General features: G+C 71.1%; 18 protein-coding genes and 2 tRNA genes. 4 read left to right on the top strand and 16 right to left on the bottom strand.

The genetic code is table 11. The features are described 5' to 3' along the window. Positions 1–37 precede the first annotated feature (37 nt). Both IE106_RS16575 and IE106_RS16580 read right to left on the bottom strand, forming a co-directional pair. Entirely contained in the window at positions 38–3,991 is a 3,954-nt protein-coding gene (locus IE106_RS16575) for a PAS domain-containing protein (protein WP_189534643.1), read from the bottom strand. A gap of 157 nt (positions 3,992–4,148) precedes the next feature. Further along, complete coding sequence (locus IE106_RS16580; RefSeq protein ID WP_189534645.1) at positions 4,149–4,604, bottom strand: SSI family serine proteinase inhibitor; 456 nt, start codon at positions 4,602–4,604, stop codon at positions 4,149–4,151. Positions 4,605–4,810: 206 nt separating this feature from the next. Between IE106_RS16580 and IE106_RS16585 the strand changes: the two genes are divergently transcribed. Both IE106_RS16585 and IE106_RS16590 read left to right on the top strand, forming a co-directional pair. Then, positions 4,811–4,901, top strand: a tRNA-Ser gene (locus IE106_RS16585). 203 nt (positions 4,902–5,104) lie between these two features. Then, positions 5,105–5,177: transfer RNA gene (locus IE106_RS16590), tRNA-Arg, on the top strand. 136 nt (positions 5,178–5,313) lie between these two features. On the opposite strand, the gene IE106_RS16595 is transcribed toward IE106_RS16590, so the two are convergent. The 13 genes from IE106_RS16595 to IE106_RS16655 all read right to left on the bottom strand — a co-directional run bounded on the left by IE106_RS16595 (position 5,314) and on the right by IE106_RS16655 (position 15,014). After that, the gene (locus IE106_RS16595) at positions 5,314–6,573 is read right to left on the bottom strand and encodes a tyrosine-type recombinase/integrase (RefSeq protein WP_189534647.1); all 1,260 of its coding nucleotides are present in this window, start codon (positions 6,571–6,573) and stop codon (positions 5,314–5,316) included. After that, positions 6,573–6,770: a helix-turn-helix domain-containing protein gene (locus IE106_RS16600; RefSeq protein ID WP_189534649.1), complete on the bottom strand. Its 198-nt coding sequence runs from the start codon at positions 6,768–6,770 to the stop codon at positions 6,573–6,575. The genes IE106_RS16595 and IE106_RS16600 overlap by 1 nt, the downstream gene beginning before the upstream one ends. Positions 6,771–7,260: 490 nt before the next feature. Further along, on the bottom strand, positions 7,261–8,736 hold the full coding sequence (locus IE106_RS16605; protein ID WP_189534651.1) for an AICE element replication initiation protein: 1,476 nt from the start codon (positions 8,734–8,736) through the stop codon (positions 7,261–7,263). Between the two features lie 3 nt (positions 8,737–8,739). Beyond that, positions 8,740–9,609: a bifunctional DNA primase/polymerase gene (locus IE106_RS16610; protein WP_189534652.1), complete on the bottom strand. Its 870-nt coding sequence runs from the start codon at positions 9,607–9,609 to the stop codon at positions 8,740–8,742. A 286-nt stretch (positions 9,610–9,895) separates the two neighbouring features. Next, positions 9,896–12,016, bottom strand: coding sequence for an FtsK/SpoIIIE domain-containing protein (locus IE106_RS16615; protein ID WP_189534654.1), 2,121 nt, complete (start codon positions 12,014–12,016; stop codon positions 9,896–9,898). Between the two features lie 91 nt (positions 12,017–12,107). Next, entirely contained in the window at positions 12,108–12,311 is a 204-nt protein-coding gene (locus IE106_RS16620) for a hypothetical protein (RefSeq protein WP_189534657.1), read from the bottom strand. Positions 12,312–12,330: 19 nt separating this feature from the next. Then, positions 12,331–12,522: a hypothetical protein gene (locus IE106_RS16625; RefSeq protein ID WP_189534659.1), complete on the bottom strand. Its 192-nt coding sequence runs from the start codon at positions 12,520–12,522 to the stop codon at positions 12,331–12,333. 86 nt (positions 12,523–12,608) lie between these two features. Continuing rightward, positions 12,609–12,800: a hypothetical protein gene (locus tag IE106_RS16630; protein ID WP_189534661.1), complete on the bottom strand. Its 192-nt coding sequence runs from the start codon at positions 12,798–12,800 to the stop codon at positions 12,609–12,611. A 22-nt stretch (positions 12,801–12,822) separates the two neighbouring features. Further along, positions 12,823–13,161 carry an RRQRL motif-containing zinc-binding protein gene (locus IE106_RS16635; protein ID WP_189534663.1) on the bottom strand — a complete coding sequence of 113 codons (339 nt, stop codon included), beginning with the start codon at positions 13,159–13,161 and terminating at the stop codon, positions 12,823–12,825. Further along, positions 13,161–14,021: a protein spdB gene (locus IE106_RS16640; RefSeq protein ID WP_308427872.1), complete on the bottom strand. Its 861-nt coding sequence runs from the start codon at positions 14,019–14,021 to the stop codon at positions 13,161–13,163. The genes IE106_RS16635 and IE106_RS16640 overlap by 1 nt, the downstream gene beginning before the upstream one ends. Next, a complete protein-coding gene (locus IE106_RS16645; RefSeq protein WP_189534666.1) occupies positions 14,018–14,470 on the bottom strand; it encodes a Pycsar system effector family protein in 453 nt (150 codons plus the stop codon). The genes IE106_RS16640 and IE106_RS16645 overlap by 4 nt, the downstream gene beginning before the upstream one ends. Then, the gene (locus IE106_RS16650; RefSeq protein WP_189534667.1) at positions 14,467–14,748 is read right to left on the bottom strand and encodes a hypothetical protein; all 282 of its coding nucleotides are present in this window, start codon (positions 14,746–14,748) and stop codon (positions 14,467–14,469) included. Before IE106_RS16650 ends, IE106_RS16645 begins: the two co-directional genes overlap by 4 nt. Beyond that, positions 14,745–15,014 carry a DUF6284 family protein gene (locus tag IE106_RS16655; protein WP_189534669.1) on the bottom strand — a complete coding sequence of 90 codons (270 nt, stop codon included), beginning with the start codon at positions 15,012–15,014 and terminating at the stop codon, positions 14,745–14,747. Before IE106_RS16655 ends, IE106_RS16650 begins: the two co-directional genes overlap by 4 nt. 520 nt (positions 15,015–15,534) lie before the next feature. Here IE106_RS16655 and IE106_RS16660 point away from each other — a divergent pair. Both IE106_RS16660 and IE106_RS16665 read left to right on the top strand, forming a co-directional pair. Beyond that, the gene (locus tag IE106_RS16660; RefSeq protein WP_189534671.1) at positions 15,535–16,323 is read left to right on the top strand and encodes a GntR family transcriptional regulator; all 789 of its coding nucleotides are present in this window, start codon (positions 15,535–15,537) and stop codon (positions 16,321–16,323) included. Next, positions 16,320–16,970, top strand: coding sequence for a YdcF family protein (locus tag IE106_RS16665; protein ID WP_189534673.1), 651 nt, complete (start codon positions 16,320–16,322; stop codon positions 16,968–16,970). The genes IE106_RS16660 and IE106_RS16665 overlap by 4 nt, the downstream gene beginning before the upstream one ends. Before the next feature lie 189 nt (positions 16,971–17,159). Here the strand turns inward: IE106_RS16665 and IE106_RS16670 are convergent, their stop codons facing one another. Beyond that, on the bottom strand, positions 17,160–18,287 hold the full coding sequence (locus tag IE106_RS16670; protein WP_189534675.1) for a hypothetical protein: 1,128 nt from the start codon (positions 18,285–18,287) through the stop codon (positions 17,160–17,162). Positions 18,288–18,446 lie beyond the last annotated feature (159 nt).

Below are 18,446 nucleotides of genomic sequence, written 5' to 3' on the forward strand. Positions count from 1 at the left end.
AGGAGCGGGCGAGGCCCGGTCCTCCCCCCTCGTCGCGTCAGTTGGTGCCGATCTTCGCGAGCAGGTCGACGATCCGCGACTGCACCTCGGGGCTCGTGGACCGCTCCGCCAGGAACAGCACCGTCTCGCCCGACGCCAGCCGCGGCAGGTCCTCCTCGTCGAGGCCCGCCGAGGTGTAGACGACCAGCGGCGTGTGGTTCAGGTGGCCGTTGGCGCGCAGCCAGTCGATGATCCCGGCCCGCCGGCGCCGTACCTGCATCAGGTCCATGACGACGAGGTTCGGCGGCAGCTGCGTGGCGAGCGCGACCGCCTCGCTGTCCACCGCCGCCCGCTGCACCTGCATGCCGCGCCGCTCCAGGGCGGCCGCCAGCGCGTGCGCGATCTCGTCGTGCTCCTCGATCAGCAGGACCCGCGACGGGTGCTGCCCGCTGTCGCGCGGCGCCAGCGCCTTGAGGAGCACGGCGGGATCGGCGCCGTACGCGGCCTCGCGGGTGGCCTGGCCGAGCCCGGCCGCCAGCAGCACCGGCACCTCGGCGGCGACCGCCGCCTGGCGCAGCGACTGCAGGGCGGTGCGCGTGATGGGCCCGGTCAGCGGGTCCACGAACAGGGCCGCCGGGAACGCGGCGATCTGCGCGTCGACCTCCTCGCGGGAGTGCACGATCACCGGCCGGTAACCGCGGTCGGTCAGCGCCTGCTGCGTGGACACGTCCGGCGCGGGCCAGACGAGGAGGCGGCGGGGGTTGTCCAGAGGCTCGGGCGGCAGTTCGTCGTCGACGGGCTGCGGCTGCGGCTCGTTGGCGACCTCGACGGCGCCGCCCGGTCCGTCCAGCGGTTCGGGGCCCTCGTCCGCTCCCTCGTCCGGTGCCCCTATCTCGTAGGCGCGGCCCTCGGCGGGGGCGGTGAGGCGCTGGTGGGCGGGGGGCGTGGCGGCGTGCGGCACCGGCGCGGGGGTGCCGGCCGCGGGCGTCGCGGTGGCCGCGTCGGGCGCGGGCTGCGGGTCGACCTCCGGAGGCGTGGCCAGCCTGCGGCGGCGCCCGGAGCCGGTACCGGTGCCCTGGGCGGGCGTCTGGTGCTGGGCCGTGGCGGCCTGCTGCGCGAACGGCACGCCCTGGCCGAGGGTGCGGACGCTGAACGCCCGGCCCTGCGTGGAGCCGGCCGCGTCGGCGGGTGCCCCCTGGGGCGTGCCGGCCGCGGGGGCCGCGGGCGCTCCGGGTGCGGCCACGGCGCGGCGCCGCCCGGTGGGGCCGGCCGCGTCACCGGGCGCGGGAGCGGCGGCGGTGGCCGGGGCGCTCGGAGGTACGGCGGCGCCGGTGGCGGCCGGCGGCACGGGGACGCCGTTGGGCACGGGGGCGTTGGGCGGCATGGGAGCGCCAGGCGGTACGGGAGTGCCAGGCGGTACGGGGGTAGCGGGGCCGCCGGCACCGGCGGGGGCACTCGGCGGTACGGCGGCGGACGGTACGGCGGCACCAGGCGGTACGGGGGCACCGGCGGCACCAGGCGGTACGGGCGCACCCGGCGGTACCGGCCCGCCCGTCGGGATCGGGAGGGGGTGGGGCTGCGGCGGCGTGTGGTCGGCGCCCGGCGGCGTGCGCACGGCGTCGTGGCGGCTCTCCGCGGCCGGCGCGACCGGAGCGGCCGGCGCGATCGGCTGCGCCTGCGCCGCCGGTCGGCCCGCCGGTCCACCCGCCGGCACGGCCCGGCCGGCCTGGGCCGGCTGGGTGTCCTGGCCGGTCGGGGCGGGCGCGGTCCGGGCGCGGTCCGCGGCGGCCGGGGGGAGGGCGAAGGCCGCCCGCCCCGTGCCCTCACCGGTCGACCCGGAACGGTCCTGGCCCGCCGAGAGCGCCCGGCGCGCACGGCGCCCCGCGGGCGCCTGCGCCGGTACCGACGCAGGCGGCAGCGCCGGTACGGCGTCACCCGCCGGGGCGACGCCCTGCGGCGGGACGGTGTCCCCGAGCGCCGCCGGACGGGCCTGCGCCGACTCGGCGGCCGTCACGACGGAGCCCTCCGCCGGTACGGCCTCGGCCGGGCTGGGCCGCCCGCGACGGCGTCCGGTCGGTTCGGGGCTCCCGGAGGTCTGCGCGGGCACGAGCCGCTGCTCCCCCGTCGCGTCCCCGGAGTGCGCGGCGGCGCGGCGGCGGCCGGTCGGCGGGGCCGCCACGGGGTCCTCGGCGCGTACCGGACTGTCGAGGAAAGCGTCCGTCGAGGCGCGCCGGGCCCGCCGCCGCCCGCCGCCCACGGTGGTGTCACCGGAACCCGGGACGCGTCCCGGACCGGTCTGCTGCGCGGGCAGCGCCACGGCCACGGCCCCCTCCGACGCCTCCCCGGCTCCGGTCTCCGCGGCGTCCTCGTCGTCCGCTTCGGGGGCGACCGGCGCGTCGGCCCCCCTCCCCGCGCCCAGCGGCACCTCCAGCACGTACGCGCTGCCGTTCGTACCGGGCACCTCGTGCGTCTGGAGGACACCGCCGTGCGCGCGCACGATCCCGCGCACGATCGGCTCGTGCACCGGGTCGCCGCCGGCGTACGGCCCGCGCACCTCGATCCGCACGACCTCACCGCGCTGCGCCGCGGCCACCACGATCGTCGAGTCGGCGTAACCGCCGTCCGCCGTGACGCGCGCCTTGCCCGTGGAGTCGACGCCCGCGACGTCGGCGACCAGGTGCGCCAGGGCGGTCGCCAGGCGCCCGCCGTCGATCTCCGCCTCGATCGGCGGCGCGTGCACCGCGAACTGCACCCGCCCCGGACCGATCAGCTCGACCGCGCCGTCGAGACCGCTCGCCACGACCGCGTCGAGCAGCACCGGCTCCTTGCTCAGCTCCTCCTCGCCCACGTCCAGCCGCTGGAAGCCGAGGACGTTGTCGACGAGGGTCGTCATCCGGGCGTACCCGGCGGCCAGGTGGTGGAGGATCTGGTTGGCCTCGGGCCACAGCTGCCCGGCGGGGTCCGCCGCGAGCGTGCCCAGCTCGCGGCGCAGTTCCTCCAGCGGCCCGCGCAGCGACCCGCCCAGGACGGCGGTCAGCTGGGTGTGCCGCGCGGCGAGCGACTCGTACCGCTCCGCGGCCTCGGCGAGCCGCTCCTCGTACGCGGCGACCTCGGCGTCGTGCTTCTCGGTCAGCCCGGCGGTCTCGGCCTCGTGCTTCTCCGTGAGCGCGGCGATCCGGTCGGCGTGCTCCTCGGCGAGCTGCTCGTACGGGCGCCGGTCGGCGAACGTCATGACGGCGCCGACGAGCTGGTCCCCGTCCCGCACGGGGGCGGTCGTCAGGTCCACCGGTACGGCGGAGCCGTCCTTCGCCCAGACGACCTGCCCCCGGACGCGGTGCTTGCGCCCCGAGCGCAGCGTGTCGGCGAGCGGCGACTCGTCGTACGGGAAGGGCTCCCCCTCCGCGCGCGAGTGCAGCATCAGCGAGTGGAGCTCCTTGCCGCCCAGGTCGCTGGCCCGCCAGCCCAGCATCTGGGCGGCGGCGGGGTTGACCAGGACGATGCGCCCGTCGGTGTCCGTGCCGACGACGCCCTCGGAGGCGGCGCGCAGGATCATCTCGGTCTGGCGCTGTGAACGGGCCAGCTCGGCCTCGGTGTCGATGGTCCCGGAGAGGTCGCGGACGACGATCATCAGCAGTTCGTCGCCGCTGTACGAGCTGGGGCCGTACGAGTCGTACGCCTCGCGGCCGTCCTCCAGGCCGGCGCTGGTGACCTCGACGGGGAACTCGCTCCCGTCCGTCCGCCGGGCCACCATGCGGGTCGGCTTCGTCCTGCCCAGCCGGTCCGCGGCCTCGGGGCGCCGCATGGAGCCCGGGATGAGGCGCGAGTCGAACGAGGGCAGCAGGTCCAGCAGGCCACGCCCCACCAGCGCCGTACCGGGCGTCTCGAACATCTCGAGCGCGATGGTGTTGGCGTTGACGACCGTGCCGTTGGTGTTGACGAGGACGAGCCCGTCCGGCAGGGCGTCGAGTATGGCTGCGAGGCGAGCAGCGCCTCGGGATGGCCTGCTGCTCACGACGACGCTTCCTCCCACCGACCTACTGCCACTTACGGGAGGGAGTCTAAGGGTTGAGGGTGTACGCGGGGCGGCGGATGAGGGGGAGCTCTGCGCGAGGTTTTGTGCACATGGCGTACGCCCCCGGTCCATAACCGCTGGTGGGTGCGCCGCCGCGCTACGACCGCGCCATCGGGAGAACGGGCTTCAGGTTCTCCCAGCGGGCGATCTCGCAGCCGTTCGTCCGGGTGAAGCGGGCGTCGATCTCGCGGCCGCGCCAGGTGCCGGTGACGTGGGCGGTGGCGGGGCCGCCGTGCTGCTGGGTGCACATCCGGTCCTGGGGGACGGGCGCGAACGGGTCCTGGCCGCCCTCGGACAGCGTCGCCAGCCGCGCGCAGGCCCGGTCGGCGCGCGGGTGGGTGCCGCTGCTCCGGTCGCCGTCGCACTCCAACCTGAACGTTCCGTCGGCGGCCGGGTTGCCGGACCGCTCCACGACGATCGTCAGCGAGTCGGAGTGGGTGAGCAGCGAGGAGAGCGGCGGCAGCGGCGGCAGCGGCGCGGCCGCGGCGAGGGGCGCGCCGACGCCGAGGGCGGCGACGGAGGCGGCGGAGGTCAGGACGAGACGGCGCAGCATGTGGACTCCAAGGTGGTCGGGAACCATGCGGGGCGCCGGCGGGGACCGGCTCCCCACCTCTCTAACGCTGCACCGGCCGCCGCGTTGCGCAACCGTAAGCCTTTGCCCTGCGCCCCCGACGCCTAGTACCGTGGACGGCGATTGGTGGCGCGGCCCCGGGCTGTGTCATCATCTGCACGCACCACACGCGCGAGCGCAGGTGCACTGGAGGCGTCGCCTAGTCCGGTCTATGGCGCCGCACTGCTAATGCGGTTTGGGTTTTAAAGCCCATCGAGGGTTCAAATCCCTCCGCCTCCGCCCCACGGAAGCCCCGGCCCAACGGCCGGGGCTTCCGCCGTTCCCGGGGTCTTCACCAGGGGCCTGGTGGGTGATTTGCCCAGGTGGGGGCTGGTTTGGCTAATGGATTTCGCGTCACGGCGCAGGTCATGTAATGTTGTTCTCGCAACGCCGACCGGGCCGAAAAGCCCGGGAGGAAAGCCAGAGAGTAAGATCGCTGGCAGGCACTCGTAGCTTAACGGATAGAGCATCTGACTACGGATCAGAAGGTTGCAGGTTCGAATCCTGCCGAGTGCACACAGCTCAGAAGGCCCCCGGGATCATCCCGGGGGCCTTCTGACATCAGCGGGTGACATCAACCCGTCCCTGAGGGCACCACCCGGATGGTCTTCACCCACATGAGACGGTCCGACGTCTCCAGCAAGGCATCCGACTACAAGATCTCCCCGTTGGCCGGGGCATCCGGACCCAGGGCGTCGTCCATCCGCTCCGCGGCCGCCCTCAGCGTCGTCTGCATGACGTGCGCGTAGGTGTCGAGAGTCATCGTGATCGTGCTGTGCCCGAGCGTCTCCATGATGATCCGGGCGTCCACCCCCTGGGCGAGCAGCAGGGAGGCGCACGTGTGCCGAAGGTCGTGAACGCGCACGCGCCGGATCTTGGCCTTCGCGCACAGGAGCGTGAGCATGCGGTTCAGGCTGCGGGGGTCGGTGGCTCGTCCCGTCGACGTGGTGAAGATCAGCCCATTCGGTTGGTGATCGAGCGGCTTCCACTTCGCGCCGGCGACCCTCCGCTCCTCGTCTTGCTTGGCCCGGTGCGCGTGGAGCGCGTCCACGCACCGCTTCGGGAGCGAGACCGTCCGGACGGACCGGGCCGTCTTGGGAGTGCCGAAGATCAGTTCCCGTTTGATCCTCTGGAGGTTCCGGCGGACCCGGAGCTGTCCGGCGACCAGGTCGACGTCCGACCACGTGAGCCCGAGGACTTCCCCGCGCCGCAGCCCCGTGGAGATCAGCAGGAGCCACAGGGCGTAGAGCCGGTGGTCCCGAGCGGTCTTCAGGAGCAGGCGGGCTTCTCCCGCGTCCAGCGGGCGCACCTCTTCGCGCTGCACGGTGGGGGTTTCCACGATCTTGGCGACGTTCCGGCCGATCAGTTCTTCCCGGACGGCCTGCTGGAGGGCCGACCGGAGCACGGCGTGGACGTACTGCACGGTCCGGGCCGACGGCCGGCGCTCGCAGCACTTCCTCACGGCACAGCAGGACCGCTCCTCCTCCGGGCGGGCCGCGTCGACACCGCGCAGGCAGCACAGGCACCCGTCCTTGAACGCGGCGAGGAACAGGCGGACGTCCGTGGGGGAGAGGCGGTTGAGCCGCTTCTTGCCGAGGGCGGGCCGGATGTAGAGCCGGGACAGTCCCTCGTAGCTGTTGAGCGTCGCCGGCTTCAGCCGGGTCGGGGCGATGGCGGCGAGCCAGTAGGTCAGGTAGTCCCCGAAGGGCATGGCCGATGTGGCGGCGGGGATGCCCTGACGGGTCTTGTCCTGCATCTCGATGAGCTTGGCGCTCACCTCGTCCCGGGTCTTGCCGTAGACGAACTTCCTGACCCGGGTGCCGTCCGGGCGGAAGACGTACGCGGCGGCCTGGTAGCGGCCGTCCGACCGCTTCGTGATGGTGCCTTCGCCGTTGGCGCGCCTCTTGGCCATCAGGCAGCTTCCTCCAGTCGGTTGTGCATGTAGGTGCGGAGCGAATCGAGCGGGATGCGCCGGGCGCGTCCCTCGGTGTAGCTGGGCAGGGCGCCGGAGCGGATGAGGTCGTAGATCTTGCTGCGGCTGTACTTCAGGGCGGCCATGGCTTCCGGGACGGTCACGGCCGTGTGGCTGGTGGGGATCACGGTCGACAAGGCAGCAGACTCCTTGGCGGGGTGGCGGGCATCTGGCCTTCGCGCCTGGGGACGACTGGGGAGGACCAGCCGACAGTTGTCCTAGGTGCTGATTTCTGCGTCACCGCGTCATCCGCGTCATCCATCCGCCTGACCTGCGGTTTTCGGTGACGCAGAGGGGTGCGGGCTGCGTCACCGGTGACGCAGCCTTCCGTCATGGGGTGACGCAGGTGACGCAAGATGACGCAGGCTTCTGGGCCCTGCGTCACCCCTGTTCCTGCAGATCAGGGGTCGTTTTGGGGGCCCTGGTGACGCAGGTGACGCAGCGTCTTCCTCCTTAGGAAAAAAGTGGGCCTGTGTCTGTTGTCGTGCGCCCCCTCAGAGCGTGAAGAAGGAGCCGCACAGCGGCACGCCCATAGGGCGGCGGCGCGGCCGCCGAAGAGCAAGAGGAGCACCGCCCGTCGGGCGGGGCGGGGGTGCTCCTCTTGCTTGTGCGCGCGCCGTGGCGCGGCTAGAACATCTCGCTCTGCTGATCCGGCGGCGGGGGCGTGGGGCAGGTCATCTCGATGTAGCGGGCGGTTTTGGTGCGGCCCCAGTCGACGAGGACGCCGCGGGCGGCCAGGACGGGCTGGAGGCGCTTGAGACGGTCGGAGAGGACCTTGCCGGTGGTGGGCCAGCCTTTGGGCAAGGGGTGGAAGTCCTCGCCGGTGTAGAGCTGGGTCAGCGCGTGCAGCCACTCGGCGGACGTCATGCGGACCTCGGTGCCCGGCTCGATGCCGGCGGCGTGCTTGAGGACGGTCTGGGCGAGCAGGTCGCCTTCGATGACGTCGTCGTTGAGGTCGTCCAGGCTGGCCCGGTAGGCGCCCAGCGCGCCGAACCCGGTCGCGGCGTCGAGCTGCGCGCACAGGTGGGCGAAGTCGGCCATGCGCAGGTCGGTGGGGATGTCGGCCTCGGTGGCGCGGACCTTGACCGTGAGGTCGAGCAGCGAGCCGAGGATGACCGGCAGGGCCTCTTCGAACTCCGCCCACAACTCCGCCTCGGTGCGCCGTACGCGGGGGCGTTCCAGGCGCAGCGGGAGGAGGCGTTCCGCGAGGTCCGGCCGGATGACACCGACGTCGATGCCGGTCAGCAGCAGCGGCCGACGGTAACGGGAGCGGACGACGTCGCCGTCGGTGAACAGAGCGCGCTTGACGGTCTCGGCTCCGGTGACGATGCAGCACATGAGGTCGGACAGATCGGGCCCCAGGTGAGAGAGGTTGTCCAGGGCGGTGACCCATCCGGCCGCGACGGCCGTGACGAGATTCTCCTCGTCCTTCGGGGCGCGGCGCAGATCAGCGCTCATGCCCTCGATGATCCGGATGAGCATCCGACCGCCGGTGGACTTGCCCGCCCCCTGCGGCCCGGTGAGGAACGGGGCGGGGACGGGGACGGACGGGCCCAGGCAGCCGATGAGCCAGGCGATCGCCAGGCTCTCGGTCTGGGCGTTCGCGAAGTTGCACAGCCGCAGCAGCAGGTCCAGGCCCTTGCCGTTGGTGTCCTTCGCCGGGAGGGGGAGTTCTCCGGTGAGCTGGGTCCTGCGCCAGCAGACTTCACGGGGCTCAGGGGTGAGGATGTCCCATCCGGTGGGGTGGATGCGGACGGACTTGCCGTCGGTACGGCCCAGGTCGAGCCAGGTCGCCCCGCCGGAGCCGGGAGCGACGCGGATGTGGACGGGCTGCACCTCTTCGGTCATCGCGAGCGCTTCGAGCAAGTCCAGAGCCTCCTTGAGAGCGGTGCCGTTGAACACGCCGAGCCCGTCGTTGAACAGGCCGATCATGAGTTCCTGCCGGTGGCTTCCCGAGGTGCCCTGGGAACGGATCGGCCGGGCGATGGGCTGGCCGATGCGCTGGGCGTAGACGGTGCCGTCAGCGGTGCGGAAGTAGCGGAAGTGCGCTTGCGCGTAGTCGGTGATGATCTCGCGGGCCGGGGTCTTGTCGTCCTCGGACATGGCTCACATCCCCAAGGCGGTGCGCGCGTTGGTCCACGCGTCCGTGCAGTGCCGGGGTGACTCGCCCTTGCCCTGCGCGGCCGTGAACAGCCGGGCTACGTGCCGGTCGGTGAGGCAGCCACACCGGCCGTGCGTCGACAACACCGCCAGGAACGTCCGGTAGACGGTCGCGTGGACGGCGCTGCGGGCCTCGGTGATGCGCTGCTCCGCCATGGCGATACCGCGCTCCAGGAAGACCGGCGAGCGGTGGCGGCACTCCCCGCCCCCGGCCGGGACCGGCGCGGAGACGGCGGCCAGGGGCGGCCGGATCACGGACGGCTTCCTCACCAGGGCGCGCACGGCGTCCGGCAGTTCGGCCACGGTGCCGGCGCCGGGGCCGAGGTAGCGGGCGTAGGACATGGTCGACTTGATGTCGACACCGGGCCGGACGCCGTTGGCTGAGGGCATCACGCCTCGGTAGATCCAGTGCTGCCCGCGCGTCGTCGGCACGGTCCGGGTGGCGGGCAGGTGCTCGCGGGCCCAGGCGACCGCGTCGGCGTCGTCCAGGTCGACCACGGTCACCCCCGTGCCGCCGGGGTGGTAGGCGATGGCGGCAGCGCGCCGCCACACGGCCGTCCAGGCAGGCGAGGAGAGCACGGCACGGTCGGTGGTGGCGGCGGCCCAGGCGTGACACGGCCGCGGGCACGAGCAGGGGCCGGGGGTCTTCATGTTCGGCCGCCCGCCGCACGCGTTGGTGGCGCAGTCGCGGCAGTTGCCGAACGGGACCTTCCCCGCCCGCAGCGGCAGGACCGGCACGCCGGTGTCGGCCAGCGCCAGGGCGATGGGCAGAAGGCCGGTCCGGGCATCTCGCCGGATCAGGGTCGGATGGGTCATGCTGGAAGACCTCCGTAGGTCTGTAGCGGACTGGGAGACGAGGGCGGCCCCGGACTTTGCCGAGACGGGGGCCGCCCTCATGCGGAATGGCTTCTGGGTGGTGCTCAGGGAGGTAGAGACACCCCCTTGCCGGGGTGTCCGGGTGGGGGTTTCGGGGGCTGTGAGCTGGGACGCCTCCCTGCCTCCCTGCAAGGTCGTTTGTGCAGGTCAGTGCCAGGGATGCGGGTCAGGGAGGGGTCCAGGGAGTTCTCCCTGCCTCCCTGGCCGGTGCGGGGTGCGGTTCCCTCTACTGGGCGGCGGAAGCGGAACCTTCGTCATCGCGGTTGGCGAGGGCGCGGGCGACGCGGTCGCGGGAAACGACCATGCGGCCGTCGGACTTGTACGGCTCTGCGCCGGCGTCCTCCAGCACGCGCTTGAGGTCGCCGTTCGTCCACGACCCGTACGCCTTCGGGTTGGTGGTCGCGAGGCGCTGGAGCACGTCTTGGGTGAGCACCCGCGGGGTGGTGCCGATGACGGCGGCGATGTCCGCGAGCGGGTCGGTCGGCTCGTCGGTGTCGATGACGGTGAGGGTGGTGACCCCGTCGCGCAGGGCCCGCGCCCGGGCGGCGGTCTCGGCGGCCTGGTCGTCGTCGATGTAGTGCGTGCGCACGGTGATGGACGCCTGCCCGGCCGGGATGGCGATGCCGTCGGAGGCGACGACGAGCGTGCCCTTGTCGAGCCCTTGGCGCAGCAGGTGCGGGGCGGCGCCGCCGTCGACGGCCTTGTCGCCCAGTGCCATGCGGGCCTGCGACTCAGTACCGAGAGCGAGGGAGGCGCGGGTGTGGGCGCCTTCGCGGACGAGCTTGGGAAGGTTCTGGTCGGTGGGGTCCTGTGTGCCCTGCCACAACAGGACGTTGACCGCCCGCCCCTGGTTGTGGATCTTTCGCGCGGCCATGAAGTACCGGGACGTGGCTTTCGATCCGCCGTAGGGGCGGCCTTCCTCGTCCTTGACCGGGCACATGAACGCCAACTGCGCCTCGTCCACCAGCACGATGAGCGGCGGGAAGGTGGTGCCGGGCGGGGAGGTCAGGCGCCGCTCCATCTCGGTGACCCCGGACTCGACCATCTCGGTGGCCTGGATGACGTGGTCATCGGTCGGCCCTTGGATGAGGACGGTGGCGATGCCGTCGAACATCGCCCAGTCCCCGATTCCCTTCAGGTCCGCGATCCGGAACTCCACGTTCGGGTCCAGTGCCAGCCAGAGGGCGAGCGCGCGGACGGCGGCGGTCTTGCCCTGGTTGGACACGCCGGTGACGAGCATGTGCCGCTGATACAGGCTCAGGGCCGCGGCGTCGCCGCGCAGGTCTTGGCCCCACGGCGCTTTGCCCTTCTTGTAGTCGGCCCGCAGCTCGGCGTCCAGGACGAGCGGGGACGGCCCGATCGGCTCGTCCAGTGCACCCGAGTCCGCGATCCACAGCCGGACGGTGCGGGCCGCGGTGGGGATGGTGATGAACGCCTCGTGCTCGTGCCGGGACAGGTTCTCCGCGAGCTTGCGGCGCCGCCCCTGCACCTCCTGCGTGGAGACCCCCGACGGCAGGGTGACGTCGACCTCCACGCCGCATCCGGCGATCCGGATCGGGCCGAGCATGGCGGCGCCGGCGTCGCCCATCTCCTTGATGGCCTTCCGCAAGGGTGCGATGCCGAGGTCCCGGAGGGCGGTGACGACGATGGACGGCGTGATCGGCGCCCCCGCGTCGCTGGTGCGCTGCTGGGTGGGAAGGGCCCACTGCGGGGCGGCCTGCTGGTGACGGCCGACGGCCCACAGGCCGCACAGGGCCAGCCACGGGCCGAGGGTGACCAGCGGCCCCCAGACCACGGTGGCGATGACGACGACCAGTCGGCACAGCTCCACCAGCGCCATCAGCGGCGTGAGCACGTCGCCCGGTTCCTTGGTCGCCACCGCGAGGGCGATACCGAGGAGCAGCAGACCGGCGAGGGTGCCGCCGGTGGCGTAGGCGGCGTTCTTCACCAGCCGCTCAGGCGAGGTCAGCAGGTCCATGCGCCGCTGGTGGCGGGCCGCCCGGTACTGCCGCCCGCGCTCCTCCCACTCCGCGGCCACCTCCAGGTTCCCCGCGGCTTCGGCGGCACGGATCATCCGCTCGTAGCGTGCGGCGGTGCGGCCGTCCCACGCCCGACGCGCGACGATCCGGGTGCCGCCGACCACGTAGGAACCGTGCCGGACCACGGCCCGACCGGCGGACCGCGTCCGCTCGTCGCGCGCCGCCTTCACGACCGCGCGGCCGGTGCGGCGCCACACCCGCTCCGGGCGGGTCTCGGCGGCCTCCAGCGGCAGCGGGACGACCAGAGCAGGGACCCGTTCGGTGTCGGGGGGCGGGTCTTTGAAGAGGTGTACGACGTTGTCCGTCATGCTGAAGGTCTCCTGTCTGCTGAATAGGTGGATGAGGGGGCCCGGGGCGGCCGACGATCCTTGGCCGGGTGACGGCCGCCCCGGGGCGTGGCTACTGCTGGTCGATGGACGCGCCGAGGATCCGCAGGGCGATGGATCGACGCAGGCCCTCGTCACGGCCGGCGCGCTCCACCAGGTCGTCGGCGGGCTTCTGGTTGCCGCGGTTCAGCGCGTGGGCGGCGCGGCTCAACTCCTCGCCGCTGATGGTCACGGCGGTGGTGCCGTCGGTCTTCGGCTTGCGGGAGAACAGACCCATGACGGGCCCTCCTTCGTGGTCAGTGGGTGCGGCGGGCGCGGGCGTAGTCGTCGACGGTGCAACCGGCCTTCTCGGCGTCGGTCAGGGCGCGGGCGGCGAGCTGGGCGGCCTGCTGGGCGGGCTTGGAGTCGATGCCGTGCTCCTCGGCCATGCGGACCATGGCCCGCCCGGTGACGACGGCGGCGGTGGCGAGCTGCTCCTTGCTGAGCATGCGGGTGCCTCCTTGCTGCGGCGGGGCCGGGCTGTCCGGCTCCCTCCCGCCGTTCGGCCGGGTGACCGGGCGGCGAGGGGCAGCCGTCAGGCGGGCCGCAGCTCACGGGCGTGGACGAGGACGGGGCCGATGAGCCAGCTGATCCCGTTGACGGTCCACCGGCCGCCGGTGAGCGGTCCGGGCGGCACTTCGTCGACGATCCGGCCTGTGCGACCGGCCGCGCGCGGGTCGTCTTCGCAGGCGACGATCAACACCTTGTCTCCAGCCTTGAAGGCCATGAAGTTCCTTCCTTGGTGCTGGTCAGGCGGCGGTTTGCTGGTCGGGGTAGGCGCAGGGCACGCACATGCCGAGCGACCGGGGGATGCAGTAGCCGGCATCCCGGCCGCACTGCGAGCAGGTGCGCCGCGCCGCCATGGCCCGATCGAGGGCGGCGGCGCGGCCGGGGGTCATGGGCCGGACGGGCAAGGCCAGGTCGACCCGGTAGAGGTAGGCGACCAGCGGCCCGCGCCGACGCCGGGGACGTTCGAGCTGGGCCGCCACCGGCTGGCCACCCGGCCGTAGCCCTTGGGCGCGCAGTTGGCGGCGGGTGGCCAGTGCGTCGGGGGCCAGGCGCCAGCGGTAGACGGGGAGCGCGCCCATCAGGCGACCACGCGCTTCCATGCGGCGCGTAGGCGGGTCTCGGAGGCGGAGTGTCCGGCGGCGCGGAAGCGGATGGACATCTCCCGGTAGGACAGGGCCGGGGTCTGGCTGCGGCGGATCTCGTCCACCAGCCGGTCCAGCTCCCCATCGGTGAGCGCGGGCGCCGCGTCCAGTGCCGGGACGGGGGCGGTGGGGCCCCAGATGGGGAGTTCCCAGGAGGGTGTGACGCCGGGTGTGACGCGGCCCGTCACGCAGGTCAGGGCCCGTGCGGTGTCCTCCCCGTCGCGGGCGGCTTCCAGGGTTGACCATGCTGCGGAGAGGGTCTGTGCGGTCTTGGCTTGGATGTGTGCGATGCGTGCCCCGGCCTGTGTGACGGCCGTCAGCCGCGTCTCTTCCGTGACCGCGTCGGCCCGCAGGCGGGAGCGGGCCACGGCCGCTTCGTCGCGGGCTTCCTGCTGGATGCTGCGGATCGTCTTGAGCGCGTGCGCGGTCAGGGCGGTGCGCTCCCACAGCCCGTGCACCAACCACAGGGCCTTCGCCGCGAGCGGCAGCCACGCCACGGCCAGCCACGCGCCGGTGTTCTCCTCGGCGGTCAGCGCGTGGGCGATCAGGACGCCGGTGGCGACCAGACCGAAGCCCCACCCCACCACCGTGACCGGGGTGGAGTGGTCGCCCTGCGCGGCGAGACGGCGTTCGTAGGCGAGGGTGGCCAGCCACCCGCCGTCGATGCCGAGGCCGACGACCAGGGCGACGGGCCAGGGCACCGCCGCGCCGAGCCACATCATGACGACGGCGAGGGTGAGCACCATGGACACGGCCGTCATCGCGACGGCCGGCAGCACAGTCGTTTTGGCGTTCACGCGGTACCTCCCAGGGCGAGCACGGCGGCGACGATGAGCAGGGCCCCGGCGGCGTAGGTGAGATCGATCGCGCGCTGCAGCCGGGCGAACTTGGCCACGGTGATCCGGGCCAGGCCCGCGATGTCCTCCGCCCGCTCGTCCTGGGCGAGGTGGGTGCGGATCTCGTCGGGGGTGAGGGTGGCCCACAGGGGGAAGCCGGCGCCGCCGGACAGGTTCGGCCGGACTGCCCGCAGCAGCAGCCCCACCACGGCCAGCAGCACGGCGACACCCGCGCCGCCGACCACGGCCGCGGCCACCGGCAGCCGCACCGTGCCCGCGAGGGTCCAGACGCCGGCGAGGGCGGCGCCGGTGAACGCCAGCAGTAGCGACGCCTTCGTGTCGGTGCGGGCCAGCTCCGCCTTCACCTCCGCGTGCGCCGCGTCGAGCGCGGTGGCATTCTCGCGGTTCACGACGCACCCCCGGTCTGCTGGCCGGCCCGCGTGCTGGCCGTGTCCCAGTGCTGGTAGCCGGTTGTGGGGTGCTCGGCCAGGCGGGCCCGCAGGTAGTCCGCGGACCACCCGGGGTCCTCTCCGTGGTCGAGGACCGGGCCCAGGACGATCTCCGCGTACATCGCGCGGTTGGTGAGGACCCGGGCACGCTCCTGCGCGTCGCCCACGGTCGCGGCGTACGGGATGGCGATCGCTTCCCGTACGGCCTCCAGCAGGGTTCGCAGTTCGGCGGCGCTCACGCAGCACCCCCGCGAAGGTCCGTCCCGGCCGCGCGGTTGACCAGTGCGACCCGGGCGGCCAGCGCACGGCGGCGGGCCCGTCGGATACGGCGCTCGTCCAGCTCGCTCGGCGTGCGGTCGAGGGTGACGATGTGCGCGTCCAGCAGCTCGACGTCCGCCAGAATCACGGGCATCTCGCGGTCGATGGCGTCCAGCTCCGCGGCCGTCGGCTCCATCCACGGAGCGCCCGCGGTAACGGCGTCCTGAACAGTGACGATGTGCTCCATTGGGTCGTGTGTCCCTTCGCAGGTGGAACGGCCCGTTGCGGCTCCCGGGATGCCCCCCGGGAGCCGCTTGCCGTTGGAGTCGGTTCCGGCTCCCCTCAGCGCTGCTCGTACGAGACGAGCAACGGAGGCAACCGGCGCAGCCGAATCGGCTGCGGAGGTGGCGAAGCGTTCTATGGCCCCAGCGGGGCCCGCGATCTTTGCCCTTGTCTCACCGCACGCATGGGTCGCTTGTCCGCCCCGCAAGGGCGGCCTGGGAGAAGGTGCTTGCTGCTCGCGCGGCAGGGCCTACGGCTTGTCGCAGATGCCTGAACGTCTGTTCCTCTGTGGAGTTCTCAAGCCAGCAGTCGCTTCCTTCGAGCCGTTTTACGGGCCCTCCGGGCGCCGGGAGCAGCCCAAAGAAGGGCCTCCCGTGCTTGCTGTCCTAGGACTGCGGAGCACTTGAGAAGACAATGGCGCACAGTCCCAGGACTGTCAACAGTCCTGGGACTGTGTTTGACTGGACGGGTGGAGAGGAGAGCGCGTGGCACCGAAGTGGCGGGAACTGGCAGACAAGCTGGCTGAGCGCATCAGGAGCGGCGAGTACGCCCCTGGCCAGCAGCTTCCGTACATCCGCGACCTGGTGGAGGCTGGCGAGGGATCGAAGTCCACGGTTCACGCGGCATACCGGGCGCTGGAAGCCGAAGGACTGGTGACCTCGTCCCGCGGCCATGGGACCGTCGTACGGGAGCAGGCGCCGCTGAAGCGATTGGGCATCGCCCGATACGACAAGGCGAAGTGGCGTGACGGCGACGAGGTGGCGTTCATCGCTGACCGCGTCGCGTCCGGACGCGCGTACAAGCGGGGTGAGCAGACACAGACGATCAGCCGCGTGCCGGCGCCTCCGATCGTCGCCCAAGCGCACGGGCTCCCTGAGGGCGCAGAGGTGTACGCGCGCGCCCGTCTGGTGAAGGAAGGCGATCAGCCAACGCACACCCTCACCAGCTACTACCGCCCCGAACATGTCGAGGGGACACGTCTGGTCGACCCGACACCCGGCCCTGCCGGCCGAGGGGGCGGCTTCCGGGTCCTTTACGACGCCGGGTACGAGATCGACCACATGCGGGAAGAGCTGTTCGCCCGAGTGCCCAAGCCCGACGAGGTGGAGCAGCTCAAGCTGCTGCCTGGTGAATGGGTCGTGGAGTTGCACCGGACCACGTACACGGCTGACGGAACCGTCGTGGAGTTCGCCGTCGGTGTCCACGCGGCAACACGGTTCGCCTGGTCGTACGACTTCAAGGTCCCCGACTCGGCCGCGGAGGCCCCCAAGTGATTTCCGCTGAAGTCTGGGCCGACGCACAGGTGCTGTGGGACTACCAGCGCATGGGCCACGAACTGAGGCCGTGCTCCGTCGGTATCGGCCTCGGAAGTCATGACTTGGGCGTGGCCGATGTGACGGCGGACCTCTACCACCGCGGCATGTTTCCGCTCATCGTCTTCACGGGCGCCACCAGCCGCACGACCGAAGCTCGCATGCCGCGAGGCGAAGCCGAGCACTACCGCGACCGGGCACTGGGGCTAGGGGTGCCTGCCTCGGTCATCCTCGTGGAACCCAACGCCCGGAACACGGGCGAGAACATCAGCTTCTCGCGGGACCTGCTGGAGAAGCACGGCGTGGACATCACCTCCGCGCTCCTCGTCAGCAAGCCTTATGAAGAACGACGCGCGTACGCGACTGCCCGCAAGCTCTGGCCGACGGTGGACATCGTCAGCGCTTCATCACCCATGACACTCATGGAGTACGTGGACGGCTTGGGAAACGCTCAGCTAGTACTAGACATGCTGGTCGGCGCTCAGCAGCGTCTTCTGGTGTATCCAGCGCAAGGCTTCGCGATCAGGCAAGCTGTCCCCGACCGAGTCGTGGCGGCCTACGAGCGACTTCGTACTGCAGGCTTCACAAGCCGTTGTCTCCCCGATTGACGGTGTGGGGCCGCGATTCAAAATTTCCTTACCTTATTTGCTCCATCCATGACGACCCGCTCAGGAAACTCGCAGGACACCGTCTGAAAATCGGAAGGTATTCAGTTTGACCCCAGTCCCAGCCATCGCAGCCTGTATCAGGATGTGAGTCTCCCGGTAAATTACGCCCGCAAGAAAATCGTTGCAATCTTAAAAAGGTGGCTCATCACTGTACCCTCCCAGCGGAACCTCGATTCGACTTGCAAGTTCATGGAGCCCTGCACGCGTCAACGCCTTCGCGTAATCGGGTTTCTTATTCCATGGGATGCTAGACATCAGGACATCTTGCAGTTCGGGGTCACTTTCCTTAGCGCCAATGATGAAACGAGATACATCGGATGCCATCCCCTTAAGGATGGAATCTCGTTCTTCCATCGCTCCAAGGTTGCTGAAGTGGCTTACGACCTCCAGAATCCGGGTCGGTTGCCGATGGCTCCCTACGAAGCCCAGCATCTTGAGGGCGTCCTGTGAGAGGGCTGCGGCGCGCAGTCTCGCCACTATGGCCTGTAGAGCATGAGAAAGATGCCATTGAGCGAGGCTAGTGAGCAACATATCTACGTACTGGCCTACCGAGGCCCTGCGCAGCCCCACCACAAGAACCGGTACATTTTGCAAACTCCGCTGCCTGGCGGTATGTCTCAGAAGTTTCTCGACGGTCGCATTGTTCCCGGGAGACCAATTACCCCACGAGTCATTGTTCTCGGGGTCTGGCAGGGGGAACATCCCCTCAAGGGCGACTGTGCATTGCACAATTTCGTGAGGGCTCGCCTGTGCTGTCCATTTCATTAGGCTCTCGCAGGACATCTGTGCCGTAAACATTTCAGCTGCTACATGCGGTACCCATGTGGATAGCGGCGCGCCTTCGGATTGCGAGATTAGATCGAGTAGATCGGACATTCCTGCATTCCGCAGGGGAGACGCGTCCCAAGGTTCCGGCGGATTGCCTGTAGTGTGCGGGACGCGGCTCTCTTTGTTTGAATTGTAAGAACTCGGTCTGCTGGTTGCCACGAATTTTGCACGCCATGATTTTTCGTCGACCTCTTGGGGGCTCAGGGGGGTGCCGTTTGACTGTGCGTATTCGGCAATGGCTGCAACTAGGGCGAGTGTCTGGTGGAGCTTTAGTGGATTCTTTCCGGTGAGTTTCTCTTGGATGGTGGAACGCGCCATCTCTCGGTTTCGACCGGTCCCTTTAAGTAGGCGCTCAATGTCTCTATAGGAGGGATTACCTGCTCGCAAGCGCAGATCTCGAAGCTGCTTCGCCAAGTTGTCCGACACCATGTCACCTCGTCTTGTGTTCAGGGTGTCCGCGCTCGTCCGGAGGTGTCCGGCTGCGTCTGGACGTGTCCGGTCTCGTCCATCACTGCCGAGGAGACCAGGAGAAAGACTAGGTCAATGGCATGGCAGGTGTCCGCGAACTGCCGGATGTGACCGGGAAGT

The sequence above is a fragment of the Streptomyces roseolilacinus genome, assembly GCF_014649335.1.
GTDB classification, from domain to species: Bacteria; Actinomycetota; Actinomycetes; order Streptomycetales; family Streptomycetaceae; genus Streptomyces; species Streptomyces roseolilacinus.

Excerpts from the sequence above, each read along its gene's own strand:
- IE106_RS16580 (WP_189534645.1), bottom strand. The coding sequence starts at position 4,604 with ATGCTGCGCCGTCTCGTCCTGACCTCCGCCGCCTCCGTCGCCGCCCTC.
- IE106_RS16595 (WP_189534647.1), bottom strand. The coding sequence starts at position 6,573 with ATGGCCAAGAGGCGCGCCAACGGCGAAGGCACCATCACGAAGCGGTCG.
- IE106_RS16605 (WP_189534651.1), bottom strand. The coding sequence starts at position 8,736 with ATGTCCGAGGACGACAAGACCCCGGCCCGCGAGATCATCACCGACTAC.
- IE106_RS16610 (WP_189534652.1), bottom strand. The coding sequence starts at position 9,609 with ATGACCCATCCGACCCTGATCCGGCGAGATGCCCGGACCGGCCTTCTG.
- IE106_RS16615 (WP_189534654.1), bottom strand. The coding sequence starts at position 12,016 with ATGACGGACAACGTCGTACACCTCTTCAAAGACCCGCCCCCCGACACC.
- IE106_RS16620 (WP_189534657.1), bottom strand. The coding sequence starts at position 12,311 with ATGGGTCTGTTCTCCCGCAAGCCGAAGACCGACGGCACCACCGCCGTG.
- IE106_RS16625 (WP_189534659.1), bottom strand. The coding sequence starts at position 12,522 with ATGCTCAGCAAGGAGCAGCTCGCCACCGCCGCCGTCGTCACCGGGCGG.
- IE106_RS16630 (WP_189534661.1), bottom strand. The coding sequence starts at position 12,800 with ATGGCCTTCAAGGCTGGAGACAAGGTGTTGATCGTCGCCTGCGAAGAC.
- IE106_RS16635 (WP_189534663.1), bottom strand. The coding sequence starts at position 13,161 with ATGGGCGCGCTCCCCGTCTACCGCTGGCGCCTGGCCCCCGACGCACTG.
- IE106_RS16655 (WP_189534669.1), bottom strand. The coding sequence starts at position 15,014 with ATGGAGCACATCGTCACTGTTCAGGACGCCGTTACCGCGGGCGCTCCG.
- IE106_RS16670 (WP_189534675.1), bottom strand. The coding sequence starts at position 18,287 with ATGGTGTCGGACAACTTGGCGAAGCAGCTTCGAGATCTGCGCTTGCGA.